We start from the raw sequence: 16,873 nt of genomic DNA on the forward strand, positions 1-16,873 counted from the left end.
TCCTGATCACGTTATGCGTCGCCGAGCAACCCACGCGCCGCGAGATTGCGATACAACGCGCGCACGCCGAAGGTCCACGGTTCGATTTCGGTCGACAGGCGCACGGTGTTGGTCAGCGCGCCGAGTTGCGGCGTCGAGATCGTCACGCGGTCGCCGAGGTGATGCGTGAAGCCGCCGCCGGGCGCGTCGCGGTCCTTGATCGGCGAGAACATCGTGCCGAGGAACAGCATGAAGCCGTCCGGGTACTGGTGATGGCGGCCGCAGGTCTGCGCGACGAGGTCGGCCGGGTCGCGGCTGATCTCGCTCATATGGCTCACGCCGTCGAGCACGAAGTCGTCGTCGGCGCCTTCCACGCGCAGCGACACGCTCGCCGAGCGCACCGTATCAAGCGAAAAGCGCTCGTCGAACAGCCGCACGAACGGGCCGATCGCGCACGAACCGTTGTTGTCCTTGCACTTGCCGAGCAGCAGCGCCGAGCGGCCTTCGATGTCGCGCAGGTTCACGTCGTTGCCGAGCGTCGCGCCGACCACCGTGCCATGGCTATTCACCGCCAGCACGATCTCCGGCTCCGGGTTGTTCCACACCGACGCCGCCAGCAGGCCGACGTCCGCGCCGAAGCCGACCGCCGACATCGGCTGCGACTTCGAAAACACTTCGGCGTCCGGACCAATGCCGACTTCCATGTATTGCGACCACGCATCGCGGCGTTCGAGTTCGGCCTTCAGCTTCATCGCCGCTTCCGAGCCCGGCTTGATTTTCGACAGGTCGGTGCCGATCGTCGATGCGATCGTCTCGCGCACTTCCTTCGCTTTGGCCGGATCGCCGCCCGCCTGCTCCTCGATCACGCGTTCGATCAGGCTGACCGCGAAGGTCACGCCGCAGGCCTTGATCGCCTGCACGTCGCACGGCGCGAGCAGACGCACGGCCGGCGCGTTGGCAGCAATCGCCTCCGGCCGGTTCGCGTCGATCAGCTGCGCGACCGGGCCGAGCGATTCGCCGGCCGCATTGCGCGCGAATTGCGCGGCATCGTCGCGCTCGAACAGATCGGCGGTCGTCGCGATGCTCGCGGTGATGTCAAACACCTCGCCGCCGCGCACGACGACCACGCACGGTCCTGCCTGCGCGCCGGTATCGCGCCACACGCGGCCGACCAGCAACGCGTCGTTCAGATCGTCGGGAAGAAAGCTGGAAGGAGAAATTGCGGACATGGGATCGGGTCTTTAAAAGTAGTTGAGAAACGGCGCGGGCCGGGCCGCGCGCGCTTTAAAAAAGCGCCGCGGCCCTGTCACCCGCACGTCAATGCGAATGGCGCGGGTTGCCGCGCTCGGCGATCACCTTCAGATACAGCGTCGCCGGTTCGAGACAGCCGCCGGTCGAGAGCTGGCCGACCGTCTTGCGATACAGCTCCTGCCACGGCGTTTGCGCGGGCGGGATGTCGAATTTCACGGTCTCGCGGCGTTGTGCGAGTTCGGCTTCGTCGACCAGCACGTTCACGCTGCGCGCGTTCAGATCGACGCGAATCCGGTCGTTGGTGCGCAGCAGTGCGAGGCCGCCGCCGACCGCCGCTTCCGGCGACATGTTCAGAATCGACGGGCTCGCCGACGTGCCGCTCTGGCGGCCGTCGCCGAGCGTCGGCAGCGACGTGATGCCCTGGCGGATCAACTCCGCCGGCGGCGCCATGTTGACGACTTCGGCGCTACCCGGATATCCGACCGTGCCGGTGCCGCGAATCACGAGGATGCAATGCTCGTCGATTTCCAGCGACGGATCGTTGATCCGCGTGTGATAGTCCTCGGGACCGTCGAACACGATTGCGCGCGCCTCAAAGGTGTTTTCCGCGCCCGGCTCGCTCAGATAGGTCTGCCGGAACGCTTCGCCGACCACGCTCATCTTCATGATCGCGCTGTCGAAGAAGTTGCCCGACAGCACCATGAAGCCCGCGCCGTGCTTGAGCGGATCGTCAGCGGTTTTGATCACGTCGCGATCCGCTTGCGGCGCGGCGGCGGCGATCTCGCCCATCGTGCGGCCCGACACCGTCAGGCAGTCCTCGTGCACCAGCTTCGCGTTCGCGAGTTCGCGCATCACCGCCGGCACGCCGCCCGCGCGGTGGAAGCTCTCGCCGAGATATTCGCCGGCCGGCATGCAGTTGACGATCAGCGGCACCTGTTCACCGACGCGCTGCCAGTCGTCGAGACTCAGTTCGACGCCCATATGCCGCGCGATCGCGATCAGATGCGGCGGGCAGTTGGTCGACGCGCCGAGCGCCGACGCGACCACGATCGCGTTTTCGAACGCCTCTTTGGTCATGATCTGCGACGGCCGCACGTCCTCGCGCACCAGATCGACGATCCGCTTGCCGGTCGCGTAGGCCATCTGGCCGCGCTCGCGGTACGCGGCCGGAATGCTCGCGCAGCCGGGCAGCGACATGCCGAGCGCTTCGGCGAGGCTGTTCATCGACAGCGCGGTGCCCATCGTGTTGCAGTGACCGATCGACGGCGACGACGCGGTGGTCAGCTCCATGAAGCCTTCGTAATCGATCTTGCCGGCCGCGAGCAGATTGCGCGCATGCCAGATCACCGTGCCCGAGCCGACCCGCTGACCGTCGTGCCAGCCGTCGAGCATCGGGCCGCCGGACAGTACGATTGCCGGCATATCGACGGTCGCCGCCGCCATCAGGCAGGCCGGGGTGGTCTTGTCGCAGCCGGTGGTCAGCACCACGCCGTCGAGCGGAAAGCCGTGCAGGATTTCAACGAGGCCCAGATACGCGAGATTGCGGTCGAGCGCGGCGGTCGGCCGGCGGCTCTGTTCCGCGAGCGGGTGCACCGGAAATTCCATCGGAATCCCGCCGGCATCGCGAATGCCGGCCTTCGTGCGCGCCGCCAGTTCGATGTGGTGGCGGTTGCACGGCGCGAGATCGCTGCCGGTCTGCGCGATGCCGATGATCGGCCGGCCCGACTGCAACTCTTCGCGCGTCAGACCGTAGTTCATGAAACGCTCGACGTACAGCGCCGTCATGTCCGCGTGCGAAGGATCGTCGAACCATTCCTGGCTGCGCAGCCGGCGCGGGGTGGATGCTGACATGATGCTTATCTCTCTGTCATGGGGTAAGGGTTTCGCGCGCGCGTTGCGTGGCGTTCGCCGCGCGCGTCGGGTTGCGGCCGGCTTCGTCGCCCGCGGGCGAGCCGGTCCGCTCGAGCATCGTGCGCGGCACCAGCAGGATCAGCACGCAGCTGACCAGCAGGCAGGCGCCGAGCGCGTAAGTGCCGTTGTTGATATCGCCGGTCAGATTCTTCGCGACCGCGGTGATCATCGAACCGGTGAAGCCGGACAGGTTGCCGATCGCGTTGATCATCGCGATACCGGCAGCCGCCGCCGCGCCCGACAGCAACTGGCCGGGGAAAGTCCAGTAAATCGGCATCAGCGCGAGAATGCCGGCGGTCGCGATGGTCAGGAACGTGATCGCCAACACTACATGATGCGCCACTGCCGCGCTCATGATCAGCCCGAGGCCGCCTATCAGCGCCGGAATCGCCGCATGCAGGCGCCGCTCGCCGGTTTTCTTCGAGTGCGCGGCGTTCGCGAGCGTCGCGACGATCGCCACGCCGTACGGAATCGCGGTCAGCAGGCCGATATGCAGCGGGTCCTGCACGCCGGTCGCCTTGATGATCGACGGCAGCCAGAACGCGAGGCCGTAGAAGCCGGTATTGAACGTGAGCAGGATCGCGACCAGCAGCCACACGCGCGGATCGCGCACCGCCGCGCCGAAGCGCGCGGTCTTGTGCGTGCTTTCGCGTTGCAGGTTCGCGGCGAGCAGGGTCTTTTCCTGCGGCGTCAGCCAGCGGGCCTGCTCGATACCGTCGTCGAGCGAGAAATACACGACGAACGCGGTCAGCAGCGACGGCACGCCTTCGATCAACAGCATCCACTGCCAGCCCTGGAAGCCCAGCAGACCGGCCGTGTTCTCCATCAGCCAACCGGACACCACGCCGCCGAGCATCAGGCTGACCGGCATCGCGATCAGGAAGCCCGACATCACGCGGCTTTGGCGCTGCGCAGGGAACCAGAAGTTCAGATACAGGATCACGCCGGGGAAAAAGCCCGCTTCGCAGAGCCCGAGCAGAAACCGCAGGGTGTAGAACATCGTCGCGGTTTCGACGTGCGCGAGACGCGCGAGCGGCTCGACGAACGCGAGCGCCATCGACACGATGCCCCACGTAAACATGATCCGCGCGATCCAGAAGCGCGCGCCGTAGCGATGCAGAAACACGTTGCTCGGCACTTCGAAAATGAAGTAGCCCCAGAAAAACACGCTCGCGCCGATCGCGTACATCGTGTCGGACAGGCCGAGATCGTCGAGCATCTGCAGCTTTGCGAAGCCGACGTTCACGCGGTCCAGATACGCGACCACGTAGCACAGCAGCAGGATCGGCAGCAGCCGGCGCACGACCTTGCGGTAAGTCTTTTCTTCGAATTCGTCGATGCGCGCGGCGGAGCCGGCGCCCGCAGAAGGTACAGCACTCATTCGTATCTCCATCAGCGTATTTATCGTAGGAAATGCCGTCGCGTGACGCCGGGGCTTGTGCGGATCAGATCCGCCTCCACCCACCCCAGCGCGCGCCGCCGATAAAAAGTTACCGGTAACATTTATGGTCGTGAATGTTACGCGCGGCTTACCGTCCGAACAACCAAGGGATATCCCTGAGCTACGTTTTAAGGGTTTTGAGGGTTTTAACGCTTACGCGCTGTCGCGCGCGATCACCGAGAAGTCGATCTTTGCCGCCTTCCTGCGCTGCGGCGCGGCGCCCGCCTCGCGTTCAGCGAGCGCGGCGAGCAGCGTTTCGCCGGCGCGCTGGCCGATCCCATACGCGTCGACCGACACCGTCGTGATGCTCGGCTGGCAGCACCACGACACTTCGAAATTGCCGAAGCCGGCCACCGCGATATCGCCCGGTACCGACAGTCCGCGCCGGTGACATTCCATGATCGCGCCGAACGCGGACATGTCGCTTACGCACATCACCGCGTCGGTGTCGGGCCACGCTTCGAGCAACGCGCTGATCGCCGGAGCGCCGTGGCTCATCGTGATCGGCGAATCGCCGAGCCGGATCACGCGCGGCTCGCCCAGGCCGAGCGCCCTGATTTCGGCGACGTAGCCGCGCGCCCGGTCGGCGCCGCGCCGGTCCAGCTCGCTCGCGCCGGCGATGAAACCGATGCGCCGGTAGCCGCGTTCGTGCAGATGGCGGACCATCGCGCGCGCCGCCGCCGAGTTCGAGAAGCCGACCACTGTATCGATCGGATCGCTCGGCAGATCCCACATTTCGACCACCGGAATGCCGGCGCGCTGCAACAGCGTGCGCGTCGCGTCGGTGTGGCGGCCGCCGGTCAGCGCGACGCAGCGCGGCTGGTGGCGCAGCATCGAGCGCACCAGCAGTTCTTCCTGTTCGAGGCTGTAGTCGGTGTCGCCGAGCAGCAGTTGCAGCCCGTGCGGCGTGAGCGCCGCGTTCAGCCCGCGCACCGTGTCCGAGAAGTTCGAGCTCGACAGCGACGGCACCAGCACCGCGACGAACTCCGAACGCCCCGACGACAACGCGCCCGCCGCCGCATCGGCAACGTAGCCGAGTTCGTCGATCACCTTCTGGACTTTCTCGCGCGTCGCTTGCGATACGTTGCGGCCCGCGAGCACGCGCGACACGGTCATCTTCGAAACGCCCGCGCGTTCGGCGACATCGGACATGCGGGGCGGGACGGTTGGCCTGGACGACGTCATGGTAGGAAGCGAAACGGATGCGCGAAAGTCACGGAACGCACATGATACCTGGCCGCCCGCGCCGGGGCGTTCGCGGCGATATCCTGGCTTGACATCGGCGGCCGCTCGTTAGCGCGCGAAGCCGACCGTGCAGCTCGCCTGCGCCTGTCCCGCCACCGGCGCGCGGAACGAGAACAGCCCGCCCGCCTGCGGCTGGTGCTGACGTTCGACCGCGGTCAGGCCCTTCCATGCGGTCGTCACGTAGACGGTGCGCAGATCGTCGCCGCCGAACGCGAGCTTGGTCACGTTCGCGCACGGCAGCGGCACCTGATCGACCAGCTCGCCGGCCGGCGAATAACGCTCGATGCGCCAGCCGCCGAACAGCGCGACCCACACGAAGCCGTCGGCGTCCACGGCCAAGCCGTCCGGATGGCCGTCGCCCGAAATCGCCGCGAAAATCCGCTTGCCCGACAGCGTGCCGTCGGCGGCGACGTCGAACGCGTAGACCACGCGGCGCATCGTGTCGTTGTGATACAGCGTGCGGCCGTCCGGGCTCATCGCCGGGCCGTTGGTGATCACGTAGTCGTCGTCCTGCGCGAGCGCCTCGCCGGCTTCGTTCACGCGATACAGCGTGCCGCTCGGCGCGACTTCCGCGTTATCCATCGAGCCGAACCACAGCCGTCCTTGCGCATCGACGAAACCGTCGTTCAGGCGGTTGCCCGGCAGTTGCGCCTCGACGTCGACCAGCTTCGCGAACGCGCCGCTCGTCGCATCGAAGCAATACAGACCGTCGGGCAATCCGCACACGAATAACCGGTCCGCGAGCGGCACGATGAAGCCGGGCTGATCCGGCGCCTGCCAGCTTTGCTGCTCGCCGCTGTCCAGCGCCAGCCGGTGAATCCGGTGGCCCTTGATGTCGACGAAATACAGCGCGTTTTCGGCGGCCTGCCACAGCGGTCCTTCGCCGAGTTCGGCGCCGACCGGCCACACGCACACAGGGACCGGCATGCTCATTCTCCGTACCACCCTGCGTCGACGAAGTAATCGCGACCGGAACAGCGCGACGCGTCGTCCGACGCGAGAAACAGCGCCATGCGCGCGACGTGCTCGGGCTCGATGCGCAGTTTCAGACACTGGCTCGCGACGACCTTCGCCTCGCTCTCCGGCGATTGCCACAGCGCCATCTGCCGCGGCGTCCTGATCGCGCCCGGGATGATGCAGTTCACGCGGATGCCCGCGCCGCCGAGATCGCGCGCGAGACCGCGGGTGAGCCCTTCGATGCCGGCCTTCGCGGTCATGTAGATCGCCAGATTCGGCAGCGCCAGATGCCAGGACACCGAGCCGAGATTCAGGATCACGCCGCGGCCGGCCTCGCGCATCCCGTTCGCGGCGGCCTGCGCGCAGAAGAACTGGTGGCGCAGATTCACCGCGATACGGTCGTCCCAGTAGCTCGCGGTCAGTTCGCCGATTTCGTGGCGGTCGTCGTTGCCGGCGTTGTTGACCAGCACGTCGATCGGACCTGCCGCGGCGACGATCGAGGCGAACATCTCGTTGATCGCATCGACGTTGCGCAGATCGCAGCGCCGGAACAGCGGCGGATGCTTCGCATCGCGAAGCTTTTCCTGCAACGCGAGCGAATCGGCCTCGGCGACGTCGAGGAAGAACACGCGCGCGCCCTGTTGCGCGAACGCCTCGGTCATCGCGGCGCCGATCCCGCTGCCGCCGCCGGTGACGACGACCGTTTTGTCCGCCAGGCTCGGGTAGATTGCGTACGACATCAGATATTCCGTTGTTTCGAGTAGGGTTCGAGTGGGACTGCCCGGAGAGCCCCCGGGCCGCCGGCTGCCGTTTGAATTACGACACGATATCGACTTCAGCCAGCATGCGCCAGTCGCGCGGCAGCGTCCGGGTCGCATTGCCGGTCACCGTGACCGTGCCGCTCAGATGAATGTCGCGGCTCGAGCTGCCGACCAGCAGATCGAAGTCGCCGGGCTCGACGATACGCTCGCCGCGTGCGTCGGTGAAGTTCAGCATATCGACCGGCAGTTTGACCCGCACGCGCGTCGCCGCGCCGCTCGCCAGCGGCACCCGCGCGAACGCCTTCAGCTCGCGCACCGGCCGCGCGACCGACGCATGACGGTCGCGCACGTAGATCTGCACGACTTCGGTGCCGTCGCACGCGCCGGTGTTATCGAGCGCGAAGCTCAGTTCGATCGTGCCGTCGTCGATCGCCACTTCGCGCTGCGCGAGCGCGAGCTCGCCGTAGCGGAACTGCGTATAGCCGAGCCCGAAGCCGAACGGGTAGCGGCAACCGAAGTGGTAGGCGACCGGCGTGCCCGCGCTTTTCAGCCGATGGTTGTACACGTATGGCACCGCGCCCGCGCTCTTGGGCACGGACAGCGGCAGACGGCCGCTGAAATTGGCGCGGCCCACCAGCAGATCGGCAAGCGCTTCGGCGCCGCGCTCGCCCGGCGCGAACGCGATGATCTGCGCGGCGATCCGCTCTTCGAGACCGCCGAGGTTGTACGGCCGGCCGCCGGTCATCACGACGACCGTCGGCGTGCCGCTCGCGACCACCGCTTCGAGCAGTTGCTGCTGCACGCCCGGCAGATCGAGGCTGTCGGTGTCCGAGCCCTCGCCGACCGTGCCGGACTGGAACAGCCCCGCGAGGTCGCCGACGAACACCAGCGCGACGCCGGCCGCGCGCGCGGCTTCGACCGCCGCGGCGATTCCCTGGGTGTCCTTGCTGATCAGTTCGTCGTCGCGTTTCGCGTCGCCGCTCAGATCGAGCGACACGTCGCCCGGGAACACCGGCGCGCCGGCGCGGCGCTCCTTGATGATGTCGCAGCCGGGCGCGTGGATCACGCGCTCGTTGCCGAGCAGCGCGCGCAACGCGCGCAGCGGCGTCGCGATCGATGCGGTCGACAGCTCGCCGCTATTGATCAGATGGACCGGGAAGCTGTAGCCGGCGAGCAGCGCGAGCGGGTCGTCGGCGGTCGGGCCGATCACCGCGATCTTGTCGGCGCCGTTCGCGTTCAACGGCAGCACGCTGCCTTCGTTGCGCAACAGCACCGCCGATTCGAGCGCGACCTGATACGCGGTATCGCCCGCGGCCGCGCTCTTTACATCGACGCGCTCCGGATCGACGTATGGATTCTCGAACAGGCCGAGCTGGAATTTGGTGCGCAGCACGCGCGAGACCGCCGCGTCGATCGTCGCTTCGGTGATCTCGTCGCGCGCGAGCGCTTCCTTCAGATGCACCGCGCACTCGTGGCCCGGCAGTTCGACGTCGAGGCCCGCGTTGAACGCGAGCGCCGCCGCCGATGCGCTGTCGCGCGCAACCGCATGGTGGCTGTACAGCAGATCGACGCCCGCATAGTCGGCGACGATCAGACCGTCGAAGCCCCACTTGTCGCGCAGCGTCTCGGTCAGCAATTCGCGGTCGCCGTGACACGGCACGCCGTCGACGTCGTGATACGCGGGCATCACCGAACCGGCGTTCGCGAGCTTGACCGCCATTTCGAACGGCAGCATGAACACGTCGTTCAGCTCGCGCGGGCCGACATGCACCGGCGCGTGATTGCGGCCGCCCTCGCTGGCCGAATGGCCGACGAAATGCTTGAGCGTCGCGAGCAGATCGCGGCGCTCGCCTTGCAGGCCCTTCACGTAATGACAGGCGAGCACGCCGACCAGATACGGATCTTCGCCGAGCGTTTCCTCGGTGCGGCCCCAGCGCGGATCGCGCGATACGTCGAGCACCGGCGCGAGCCCCTGGTGACAGCCGATCGAGCGCGCCTGTTCGCCGATGATCCGGCCGACTTCGCCGACCAGTTGCGGATTCCACGTCGCCGCGTAGTTCAGCGGCGACGGAAACAGCGTCGCGTCCTTGATCATCAGGCCGACCAGACACTCTTCGTGCGCCATCACCGGAATGCCCAGGCGAGTGTCCTCGACCATCTTGCGCTGCAGCTCGTTGAGCGCGCGCACGCCTTCCTTCGGCTCGACGGTGTGGGTGCCGAGCGGCCGGGTGATCTGGCCGAGGCCGTACTGAAGGATTTCGTCGACGGTGCTCTGGTTCGCGCTCTGCGCGAAATCGATGCTGCGCGCCTTGTGCTTGCCGTCGGCCGACAGCTTCAGCCACGCGGCGTGAAGCTGCGCGATCTTTTCGTCGAGCGTCATGCGCGCGAGCAGATCGGCCACGCGCTCCTCCACGGTCGCCGCGCTATTGCGGTAGAGCGGAACGTCACCTTGCCGAAGCAACATCGAAAACTCCTTTTTGTCCTGTTGTGTGAAGCGCGCGAAGCGCCGGCACCGCCGTGGTTCGCCCGCGCGCGGCGGGGCGATGGATCAACGGCAATGCGATCCCCTACGTTTTCATTTGCCCTGCGAATATTCGCAGTCCTGCTGATTGATCGAGTAACGGCGCGAATCGAACGCGGCTACCTGCGAGCCGCGGGCGTGGGCGCCGCTGAACTCAGTGCAGACGCGGCAGCGCGAAGTCCTTGTCGTCGAACACGTGGCACGCATGCGGCGCCAGCGCCAGTTCGATCCGCTCGTCGGCGCTCACGCCGCCGTCGCCGGGCAGCTTCGCGATGATCGGATTGCCGTCGCGCGCGCCGCCGGCCAGATGCACGTAGCTGTGCTCGCCCATCCGCTCGACCAGCCGCACCGCGCAGCGGATCGTCTGCACGCCGGGCTGGCTCGACGGCAGCGCCAGATGCTCCGGACGCACGCCGAGCGTGACCTGCGCGCCGACCGTCAGGCGGCGGCCGTCCACCTGCGCGCGAGCGCGCTCGCCGGTCGTCAGTTCGACTTCGATGCCGTGCTCGTCGGTCGCGAGCACTTTGGCCGGCAGGAAGTTCATCTTCGGCGAGCCGATAAAGCCGGCGACGAAGCGGCTCTTCGGCCGGTGATACAGATCGAGCGGCGCGCCGATCTGCGCGATGCTGCCGTGTTTCTCCATCTCCGCGCCGGCGTGCAGCAGCACGATCTTGTCGGCGAGCGCCATCGCTTCGATCTGGTCGTGCGTGACGTAGACCGCGCTCGCGCGGCGGAACTCGCGATGCAGACGGGCGATTTCGGTGCGGGTCTGCACGCGCAACGCGGCGTCCAGGTTCGACAGCGGTTCGTCGAACAGGAACACACCCGGCTCACGCACGATCGCGCGGCCAATCGCGACGCGCTGACGCTGGCCGCCGGACAGCGCGGCCGGACGACGCTCCAGGTAGCTATCCAGTTGCAGCGCGGCGGCCGCGCTGCGAACCTTCTGGTCGATGACCGCCTTGTCGACTTTCGCTTGGCGCAGACCGAAGGCCATGTTCTCGTACACGCTCATATGCGGATACAGCGCGTAGTTCTGGAACACCATCGCGACCTGGCGCTTGGCCGGCTCGACGCTGTTCATCAGCTGACCGTCGATCCGCAGTTCGCCGTCGGTGATCGATTCGAGTCCGGCGATCATCCGCAGCAGCGTGGACTTGCCGCAACCCGACGGGCCGAGGAACACGCAGAATTCGTTGTGACCGACTTCGAGGTTGGCGTCGCGAATCACCGCGGTGCCGCTCGTATAGGACTTCTGTACGTTAGTAAGGGAGATGCTTGCCATGACGTTGTATGCGAAGTTCGGTGCGCGGGCCGGCTTCAGCCCGCGCGTTGTCGAGGTGGTAGGCGAGGCGGCTCAGCCCTTCAGCGAGCCGGCCATCATTCCCTTGATCACGCGTTCCTGACCGAACGCGTAGGCGACGATCAGCGGCAGCGAGGTGAGCACGAGCACGGCCAGCATCGACGGGATGTTCGACGCGTATTGCCCCATGAAGTCCCAGATCGCGAGCGGCAGCGTGCGGTGCTCGGCGGTCGACGTGAGCATGTACGCGAAGATGAACTCGTTCCACAGACCGATGCCGTTGAAGATCGCGACCGTCGCGAGCCCCGGCGCCGACAGCGGGAAGAAGATCCGCCAGAAGATCCGGAACGGGCTGCAGCCGTCGAGTTGCGCCGCTTCTTCGAGTTCGCGCGGAATCTGCCGCATGAACTCGGTCAGGATGAAGATCGACACCGGCAGGCTGAGCGCGACGTACGGCCCGAGCAACGCGAACGCGGTGTCGTAGAAGCCCAGGTTACGGGTGAGCAGATAGATCGGCACCAGCGTCGCGTGCAGCGGCACGATCATCCCGGCGACCACCAGACCGAACAGCGTCTTGTTCAGCGCGAAGCGCACGCGGGCGAACACGTAGGCGGCCATCGCGCTAATGATCACGATCAGCAGCACCGACACGCCGACCGTGAACACGCTATTACGGAAGTACGTGAAGAACGGTCCCTGCAACACAGCGGTGTAGTTGCCCCAGTACAGATGCTCGGGCGGCGCCCACACGGACGACGAGAAGGTCTCTTCCGTGCTCTTGAAGCTCGACACGACCATGAAGAGGAACGGGATCGTCGTGACGCCGAGCCAGATGATCGCCAGCAGAGGAATGCCGATACGGGGAAAGCGAAATTTCTTGTTCATGGTTCAAACCTCGGTTGCGTAACGACGGCTGAGATACATCGATACCGCCGCCACCGCGATGACGATCAGGAACATCGCCGAGCCGATCGTGCTGCCGTAGCCGAGCTGGAACGAACTGAACACCGTGCGATACATATAGGTGGCCATCACCTCGGACGAGCCTTCCGGGCCGCCGCCGGTCATCACGAACACCAGGTCGAAGTAGCGCAGCGAACCGAGCACCGACAGGATCACCGCGGTGCGCACCGTGCCTTGCAGATGCGGCAGCTTGATGCGCCAGAAAATGGTCCACTGGGACGCGCCGTCGAGCAGCGCCGCCTCGTTGACCTCGGCCGGCATCGAAGAAAGACCGGCGAGAAACAGAATCATGTAGAACGGCGCGTTTTGCCAGATGATCACGGCGATCGTCGCGGCCAACGAAAAGTGCGGGTCGCCGAGCCAGTCCTTCGCGAGACCGTCGAGACCGAACGCCTGCAACGCGACATTGAGCGGGCCGAAATTCGGATCGTAGATCTGCTTGAACAGCACGCCGATCGCGACGCTCGACATCAGCAGCGGCAGGAAATAGAGCACCTTCAGCAGGCGCGAGCCGCGGCCGGCTTTTTCCAGCAGCACGGCGAGCGCGAGCGCGATCGGCAGCTGGATCACGATCGACGCGACCGCAAGAATCACGTTGTTCTTCAGCGATTGCCAGAACACCGTGTCGTGCGCGAGCCGGGCCCAGTTCGCAAAGCCGATATAACGGGCGGTATTACCGAGGCCGTTCCAGTCGAGCAGCGACAGCCGCAAGCTGGAGACCAGCGGATAGAGCAGGAATACGGCCAGCAGCAATAGCGACGGCGCGAGAAACACGACCGTGACTAACGTTTGCGGCGACAGCCGCAGCCGGCGTTCAGGTGTAGCGGAGAGTGCGATATTCACGAGCTTGTCTGCCGGCCGGCACCTCGCGGCGCCGGCCGGACTTTTCCGTTGAACGGGAGACTGGGAGACTGCGGATTAACCGCCCTTCTTCGCGGCGGCTTCCATTTGCTGCGCGGCGGCTTCAGGCGTCAGCGACAGACCGAACAGCGCCTGGGTCGTGTCCTTGTGCATTTCGCCCAGAGCCGGCGGCAGTGCCTGGTCGTACCACAGCTGCACGCTCGGCGCCGCGGCCAGCAGCTTCTGCAGACGCTGCGTGAACGGATCGTCGATCTTCACGTTGTTGACCGGCGGCAGCTTGTGGTCATCCGACGCGCGAGCCTGCATCGCCTGCTCGTCGGTCAGCGCCTGGATCAGCTTGAACGCCGCTTCCGGCGACTTGCACTCGGCCGAGATGCTCAGGAAGCCGTCGCCCACCGTGCCGATCAGGTCGCGCGGGTCGCCCTTGCCGCCCGGCACCGTCGGGAACGGGAAGAAGTCGAGGTCCTTCGAGAACGCCGGCGCTTCGTTGGCGATCGTCGACGCTTCCCATGCGCCCATCAGCTCCATCGCAGCCTTGCCCGAATACAGCAGGCGGCGCGACGCGCCCGAGTCGTAATCGAGACCGTTGATGCCCGGCGCGAACGCACCGGCCTTCACCAGTTCCTGAATCCGCTTGCCCGCTTCGACGAAGGCCGGGTCTTCGAAGCCCTTGCCCTTGCCCGCGAGCGCGTCCTTCACGACCTGCGGACCGCCGATCCGGTCAACCAGGTACATGTAGTACATCGAACCGGTCCACTTGTTCTTGTTCGCGAGCGAGAAGGCGGCGACGTTATGCGACTTCAGCACTTCGACCACGTGCATCAGTTCATCCCACGTCTTCGGCGGCGTGATGCCGTACTTCTTGAAGGTTTCCTTGTTGTAGAAGATCACCGCGGCGGCGGCGTTTTCGGCGGCCACGCCGTAGGTCTTGCCGTCGAACGTGGTGACGTCCCACGACGACTGCATGAAGCGGTTGCGATAGGCCGGATCCTTGCTCAGGTACGGTGTGAGGTCGACGATCTGGCCGGACTTCACATACTCGTGCAGGCCGCCGCCGCCCCAGTTCTCGAACACGCACGGCGGTTGGTTCGCGCCGAACGCAACCTTCAGTTTGGTCTTGTACGCCTCGTTCAGCACGTGCGAATTCTCGACCTTGTAACCCGGGGTCGATTTCTCAAAGCGGTCCGACGCGTCGCGAATGATCTTGCTCGACGACGCATTGGTTTGCTGGTCCCACACGGAAAGCGTCTTGCCGGACTCGGCCGCGACGGCGCTCGAAACTACCGCAGACAACGTAAATAGCAGCGCCGTGGCGCCGACGATGGACCGCGCTTTGGCAAAAGCCGGGTACGCCATGTTGTGTCCCCTCTCTAGGATTTATAAGAAACCGCCGGGTTATTAACGTTAGCCTTAACGTTAGCGAATGTTAGGCCGGCGCTTGAACTACGGCTATGCGGGATTTTACCTGGTATCTGAACGTTAAAGCTTGCATCCCGCATCAGATTAGCCCCTGAACATGGGGCTGAAATGACAACGCTTCTGCTAGAATAGCGACTACATAAACGGTATCGCTAACGTGATTAGCGAGTCGATACAACGATGACTTCTCGCACTCCTTCCACTCGCATGGCCAGGCAGACGCCCACGCTGGAGCACGTCGCCAAGCTTGCCGGCGTCTCCCAGATGACCGCGTCGCGCGCGCTCAACGGCCGCCCCGGCGTGTCGCGCGAAACCCGCGACGAAGTACTGCGCATCGCGTCGGACATCGGTTACGTGGTCAACCGCACCGCGCAGAAACTCTCGGGCGGCCGCAACGGCATTATCGGCATCATCACGCCGACGCTCGACACGCAGTTCTCCAGCGAACTGGTGCTCGGCGCGGGCCGCGCGGCACGCGGCGCGGGCATGGAGATGCTGGTCTACACGGTGTTCGACGAAGACCGTCATGCCCATCACGATCTGCTCGGCCTGATCCAGCAATTCTCCGACGGCATCCTCGCGATCCTGCCGCGCGAATCGCTGTGTCTCGAAGCGCTCGCCACCGCCAAGGTGCCGGTCGTCGTGGTCGATCAACGCGGTACGCTGACGGGCTTCCCGTCGGTCTCGGTCGACAACTACGGCGGCGCGTGTCTGGCGGTCGAGCATCTGGCCGAACTCGGTCACAAGCGCATCGCCTTTCTGGCCGGCGACGAAACCATCGAAGGCGTGCGCGACCGTCAGCGCGGCTATCACGATACGGTCGCGCGTCTGAACCTCGTGCGCGAAGACGCGCTGGTCGCCGCCGGCGACCTGTCGCAGATGATGGCGTTCGACGTCACCTTCGACCTGCTCAATCTCGCCGAACCGCCCACCGCGATCTTCACCGCCAACGACCAGAGCGCGTTCGGCGTAATCGCCGCGATCCGCGAAGCCGGTCTGCGAGTGCCCGACGACATCTCGGTGATCGGCTTCGACGATATTCCGATGTCCGAACAATTCCACCCCGCGCTCACCACGATCCGCCAGCCGTTCCAGCAGATGGCGCGCTCGGCGGTCAACACGCTGCTCGCGCAGATCGCCGGCATCGACGCCGCTTCGCAGCGCATCACGCTGCCGGCCGAGCTGGTGGTGCGCGACTCCACCGGCCCGGTCCGCACGAAGCAGCGCCGCGGCCGTCACCAGATCGTTTCGACGTAAGTCGACGCGCGCACCTTCGCGTCGGAGGTGACCAGCGCGCCGCCGTAGGTGCGCGCGGTCGCGACGATCAGCCGTTGGTGCGAGCTGAGCGCCGGCGACAGCGTGGCCGCGCGGAACGCGATCTCGGTGTCGACCGGAATCATCCGCACGCCGTCCAGCGACAGAAACGTCGACATCCAGCTGCGCGCATCCATCGACAAGCCCAGACTGCCCGCCTTCACGAGCTCGGCGATCTCCAGCGCGCTGATCGCCGAGATCAGGATCTCGCCGCCGTCGAGCTCGCGGTCGATCGCCTCGTGCGCGGCCTGGCTCAGCGCCTTCTGCCTACCGAGCCAGCACACCAGCGCCAGCGTATCGAGCGTGATCATCCCTCTTCCTGCTCCGCGGCGACCGGTTGCAGCGCATGCTTGAAGTTGAAGTGCGTGATCGACGCGCGCAGCAGCTCGAGCGGATTTTCCTGCTTGCTGCGATACGGCCTGATCTCGATCGTCGGATGCCCCCGGTCCGTGACGATCACGGTTTCGCCCAACGCTTCGACCTGACGAAACAGCTCGCAAGCGCGGGATTTGAAAATGGCTTTGGATACTCGCTTTTCCATGACGCTCTCCACCCAACAAAAATCCAACGGTTATTTTTGTGCCGGGCCGCCGCGTTGGCTCTCGTACGCTACTGCTGCGCGACCTGACCGTCTTTATCAAACTTGCCTCACTGCTGCCTCACTCGTTAGTGCCCGAGTCCCTGCCTGAAGCTCTCTCCAGCTTCAGTCCTGCCCTGATCCGACGCGTTTGCGGCGGCCGCGCGAACGCGACGCTCGCGGCGCCGGCGCGGTTCTGCAATCGTGTCTGAAGTAGCGCAAGCAGCCCGCCGGTACCTGAGCGGTACCGCTCCGCCACCGGCTCGGGGGCGGGCAGGCCGGCGGCGTCGACAAAGCTGAGCTGTCGCGCGCCTCCGGGACCTGTGCGAATCACGGGATGCGTACTGCCTGGCGAGAGGATGTTGCCCGG

Annotated in this window: 14 protein-coding genes; 1 reads left to right on the forward strand and 13 read right to left on the reverse strand. The window is 65.8% G+C overall.

Annotated features, from left to right (window positions below; translation table 11 throughout):
* Positions 1–11: 11 nt before the first annotated feature.
* From BTH42_RS31160 to BTH42_RS31210, 11 genes are all read right to left on the reverse strand, one after another.
* Complete coding sequence (locus BTH42_RS31160; protein ID WP_075305030.1) at positions 12–1,208, reverse strand: fumarylacetoacetate hydrolase family protein; 1,197 nt, start codon at positions 1,206–1,208, stop codon at positions 12–14.
* An 88-nt stretch (positions 1,209–1,296) separates the two neighbouring features.
* Positions 1,297–3,081: an IlvD/Edd family dehydratase gene (locus BTH42_RS31165; protein ID WP_075305031.1), complete on the reverse strand. Its 1,785-nt coding sequence runs from the start codon at positions 3,079–3,081 to the stop codon at positions 1,297–1,299.
* A gap of 16 nt (positions 3,082–3,097) precedes the next feature.
* On the reverse strand, positions 3,098–4,522 hold the full coding sequence (locus BTH42_RS31170) for an MFS transporter (protein WP_075305032.1): 1,425 nt from the start codon (positions 4,520–4,522) through the stop codon (positions 3,098–3,100).
* Between the two features lie 213 nt (positions 4,523–4,735).
* Entirely contained in the window at positions 4,736–5,734 is a 999-nt protein-coding gene (locus BTH42_RS31175; protein ID WP_075305033.1) for a LacI family DNA-binding transcriptional regulator, read from the reverse strand.
* A gap of 141 nt (positions 5,735–5,875) precedes the next feature.
* The gene (locus BTH42_RS31180) at positions 5,876–6,760 is read right to left on the reverse strand and encodes an SMP-30/gluconolactonase/LRE family protein (protein ID WP_075305034.1); all 885 of its coding nucleotides are present in this window, start codon (positions 6,758–6,760) and stop codon (positions 5,876–5,878) included.
* Complete coding sequence (locus BTH42_RS31185; protein ID WP_075305035.1) at positions 6,757–7,524, reverse strand: SDR family NAD(P)-dependent oxidoreductase; 768 nt, start codon at positions 7,522–7,524, stop codon at positions 6,757–6,759. The genes BTH42_RS31180 and BTH42_RS31185 overlap by 4 nt, the downstream gene beginning before the upstream one ends.
* A 76-nt stretch (positions 7,525–7,600) precedes the next feature.
* Positions 7,601–10,009, reverse strand: coding sequence for a beta-glucosidase (locus BTH42_RS31190; protein ID WP_075305036.1), 2,409 nt, complete (start codon positions 10,007–10,009; stop codon positions 7,601–7,603).
* Positions 10,010–10,220: 211 nt separating this feature from the next.
* Positions 10,221–11,351, reverse strand: a complete 1,131-nt coding sequence (locus tag BTH42_RS31195; RefSeq protein WP_075305037.1) for an ABC transporter ATP-binding protein — start codon at positions 11,349–11,351, stop codon at positions 10,221–10,223.
* Positions 11,352–11,423: 72 nt separating this feature from the next.
* Positions 11,424–12,254 (reverse strand): carbohydrate ABC transporter permease, encoded by an 831-nt coding sequence (locus BTH42_RS31200; RefSeq protein ID WP_075305038.1) that lies wholly within the window; start codon positions 12,252–12,254, stop codon positions 11,424–11,426.
* Positions 12,255–12,257: 3 nt separating this feature from the next.
* Entirely contained in the window at positions 12,258–13,175 is a 918-nt protein-coding gene (locus BTH42_RS31205) for a carbohydrate ABC transporter permease (protein WP_256702446.1), read from the reverse strand.
* Positions 13,176–13,250: 75 nt separating this feature from the next.
* Complete coding sequence (locus BTH42_RS31210; protein ID WP_256702447.1) at positions 13,251–14,486, reverse strand: extracellular solute-binding protein; 1,236 nt, start codon at positions 14,484–14,486, stop codon at positions 13,251–13,253.
* A 306-nt stretch (positions 14,487–14,792) separates the two neighbouring features.
* Between BTH42_RS31210 and BTH42_RS31215 the strand changes: the two genes are divergently transcribed.
* Positions 14,793–15,869: a LacI family DNA-binding transcriptional regulator gene (locus BTH42_RS31215; RefSeq protein ID WP_256702448.1), complete on the forward strand. Its 1,077-nt coding sequence runs from the start codon at positions 14,793–14,795 to the stop codon at positions 15,867–15,869.
* On the opposite strand, the gene BTH42_RS31220 is transcribed toward BTH42_RS31215, so the two are convergent.
* The gene (locus BTH42_RS31220; RefSeq protein ID WP_075305042.1) at positions 15,848–16,237 is read right to left on the reverse strand and encodes a type II toxin-antitoxin system VapC family toxin; all 390 of its coding nucleotides are present in this window, start codon (positions 16,235–16,237) and stop codon (positions 15,848–15,850) included. The two genes, BTH42_RS31215 and BTH42_RS31220, sit on opposite strands and share 22 nt — an antisense overlap.
* A complete protein-coding gene (locus BTH42_RS31225) occupies positions 16,234–16,467 on the reverse strand; it encodes a type II toxin-antitoxin system Phd/YefM family antitoxin (RefSeq protein ID WP_075305043.1) in 234 nt (77 codons plus the stop codon). Before BTH42_RS31225 ends, BTH42_RS31220 begins: the two co-directional genes overlap by 4 nt.
* Positions 16,468–16,873 lie beyond the last annotated feature (406 nt).

It is taken from the genome of Burkholderia sp. SRS-W-2-2016, assembly GCF_001931485.1.
Lineage (GTDB): Bacteria > Pseudomonadota > Gammaproteobacteria > Burkholderiales > Burkholderiaceae > Paraburkholderia.

Excerpts from the sequence above, each read along its gene's own strand:
- BTH42_RS31200 (WP_075305038.1), bottom strand. The coding sequence starts at position 12,254 with ATGAACAAGAAATTTCGCTTTCCCCGTATCGGCATTCCTCTGCTGGCG.
- BTH42_RS31225 (WP_075305043.1), bottom strand. The coding sequence starts at position 16,467 with ATGGAAAAGCGAGTATCCAAAGCCATTTTCAAATCCCGCGCTTGCGAG.
- BTH42_RS31185 (WP_075305035.1), bottom strand. The coding sequence starts at position 7,524 with ATGTCGTACGCAATCTACCCGAGCCTGGCGGACAAAACGGTCGTCGTC.
- BTH42_RS31180 (WP_075305034.1), bottom strand. The coding sequence starts at position 6,760 with ATGAGCATGCCGGTCCCTGTGTGCGTGTGGCCGGTCGGCGCCGAACTC.
- BTH42_RS31190 (WP_075305036.1), bottom strand. The coding sequence starts at position 10,009 with ATGTTGCTTCGGCAAGGTGACGTTCCGCTCTACCGCAATAGCGCGGCG.
- BTH42_RS31165 (WP_075305031.1), bottom strand. The coding sequence starts at position 3,081 with ATGTCAGCATCCACCCCGCGCCGGCTGCGCAGCCAGGAATGGTTCGAC.
- BTH42_RS31220 (WP_075305042.1), bottom strand. The coding sequence starts at position 16,237 with ATGATCACGCTCGATACGCTGGCGCTGGTGTGCTGGCTCGGTAGGCAG.
- BTH42_RS31160 (WP_075305030.1), bottom strand. The coding sequence starts at position 1,208 with ATGTCCGCAATTTCTCCTTCCAGCTTTCTTCCCGACGATCTGAACGAC.
- BTH42_RS31170 (WP_075305032.1), bottom strand. The coding sequence starts at position 4,522 with ATGAGTGCTGTACCTTCTGCGGGCGCCGGCTCCGCCGCGCGCATCGAC.
- BTH42_RS31215 (WP_256702448.1), top strand. The coding sequence starts at position 14,793 with ATGACTTCTCGCACTCCTTCCACTCGCATGGCCAGGCAGACGCCCACG.
- BTH42_RS31175 (WP_075305033.1), bottom strand. The coding sequence starts at position 5,734 with ATGTCCGATGTCGCCGAACGCGCGGGCGTTTCGAAGATGACCGTGTCG.
- BTH42_RS31195 (WP_075305037.1), bottom strand. The coding sequence starts at position 11,351 with ATGGCAAGCATCTCCCTTACTAACGTACAGAAGTCCTATACGAGCGGC.